This is a genomic window from Streptomyces botrytidirepellens (assembly GCF_003721215.1).
In the GTDB taxonomy this organism is placed as follows: Bacteria; Actinomycetota; Actinomycetes; order Streptomycetales; family Streptomycetaceae; genus Streptomyces; species Streptomyces himastatinicus.
Map to the genome: position 1 here is coordinate 1 of NZ_RIBZ01000488.1, position 2024 is coordinate 2024.

Sequence of the window (2024 nt, forward strand, 5' to 3'; positions counted from 1 at the left end):
CACCGCCACCGCGGGCTTGGCCAGCGCGCCGAGCACCTTGGCCGACCAGCCCGCCGGGGCCGCGGCCGAGGCGGCCGCAGCCGTCGTTGCCGCGGCCGCCGTCTTGCCGCCCAGCGCCGTCGCGAGCGTGAAGCCGACCGGCAGCGGCACCAGCGCGATGCCGACCAGCAGCCGCTCGGCCGGTACGGCATCCTCGCGCCCTCCGGAGCAGCGCGCACACCCCCGGATGTGCCGGGCCAGCCGCTTGCGCCACACCGAATCCGGCCGTCCGTCCCAGCCCTCGGCCACCTCGCGCAGGTCCGGACACGAGGAGTCGAGCGCCCGGACGATGCCCCGCGCGGTCTCCAGGCGCGCCTTCATCCGCTGGACCCGCACGGCCGCGTGCTGACGGCTGATGCCGACGGCCGCCGCCAGCTCGCGCCGGGTGAGTTCGCCCGCGACCTCCAGCCACCACAGCGACAGCAGTTCCCGGTCCTCGTCCGCGAGCCAGCGCACCGCCTCCGCGACCTCCCGCCGCTGCCCCTCCAACTGGAGCCGCAGCACGGTCAGTTCGGCGAAGTCCGGGGCGCCGCGGGTGTCATCCGGCAGCGCGTCGGCGGTCCGCCGACGCGCCCGGTCGCGTATCTGGCGCATGGCGATGGCGACCAGCCAGGACCGGAAGCCGTCCGGATCGCGCAGCGAGCCCAGGCCGTGCACGGCGCGCAGCATGGTCTCCTGCACGACGTCGTCCACGTCCGCGTGGCCGTTCAGCGCCCGTCCGACGATGTTGTAGACGAGCGGCAGCCAGCCCTCGATCAGCTCGTCGAGCGCGCGCCGGTCGCCGTTCTGCGCCGCCGCGATGGTGGCGCGCCACTGCCGCCCGTTCACACCGTCCTCCCGCTGTCCCTTCTCGTACGGGGCGATCACTTCGCGTAGAGGAGCGTCCCGAAGCCGAGCTGGTCGAAGCCTCCGCTGTTCGGCCCGTAGTCGCCGCCCCCGCCCTCGACGCCCACCTTCTCAGTCATCGCCGTGATGAAGGGGACGGAGAGCCCGCGGCGCCGCGCGTAGTGGTAGTGCAAAGACGCCCAGACGGGGCGAATCTGGCCACGCCCCGCGTCGGAGATCACCGTCTGCGACCGCTGGGCGCAGTTCTGGCCGGTGCCCCAGGTGTAGGTGGTGAAGGGCACGTCCTGGCCGAGGTTGTACTTCGCGACGTACTCGGCGGCCTTCATGAACCGGTTGTCGTCGTAGCCGTACAGGTCGACGCCCTGGTTCCAGGCCATCTCGCAGATCGCGCCCAGCTGCCCCATGCCCATCATGGTGTGGCCCTGGTCGCGGCCGCTCTCCTGCCACTGGGCGAGCCCCTGGCCGTCGTACACGAAGGGGATGGCGCGCCGGATGGAGCCGTTTCCCTCGCCGGACTTCATGTACGTCACGGCGCGGTCGAACGCGGTGGTGTCGTCGCGGAGGATGCCGATCGCCATGAGCGATGCGGTGGTGCAGAGGTCCCAGTTGGCCCAGTAGTTGGTGACGCAGGCGCCGTTGTGGCGGGTGAGGAAGTCCTCGTTGAGCGGCTGGAAGACGCGCTGCATCATCGACTGGAAGCGGGCGAGGTCGAAGCCGTCGTAGCCGCGCATCAGCTCGGCGGCGTTCGCGAACTGGTAGCCGTAGAGACCGGCGGCCAGGAAGCGGTCCGCGTTGCCGGTGATCTCCTTCAGCGTGGCCGACCAGGCGTTGAGGATCGCGACGGCGGTGTCGCCGTTCGCCTTGGTGCCGCCGATCCTCCAGCGCAGGGCGTTCTGATACGCGGCGTGGACGTCGTGGTACAGGGTGGGGTAGTTCTGACCGGCGCCACCGCGGACGACGGTGGCCTGGGGCCTGGGCTGCCAGGCGCTCGCGGAGTGCCGGTTGGCGGTCAGTCTCTTCCAGCCCGCCAGCCACGGGTCGTCGCCCGCCGCCACACGCACCTTGGCGCGGTGCAGATCCCCGGCGCCGTGCAGCGCGCCGGGGTGCGCGACGTCCGCCGGGGCGGCCGAGGCGCCGCC

At 72.5% G+C, this 2024-nt stretch carries 2 protein-coding genes; both read right to left on the reverse strand.

Features of this window, described 5'->3' with window-relative positions:
* Positions 1 to 906, reverse strand: a 906-nt coding sequence (locus tag EEJ42_RS31855) for an RNA polymerase sigma factor (RefSeq protein WP_425472995.1), incomplete at its 3' end; no start/stop codon positions are given.
* On the reverse strand, positions 903 to 2024 hold a 1122-nt coding region (locus EEJ42_RS31860; protein ID WP_123105361.1), incomplete at its 5' end, for an alginate lyase family protein. The genes EEJ42_RS31860 and EEJ42_RS31855, both read right to left, overlap by 4 nt.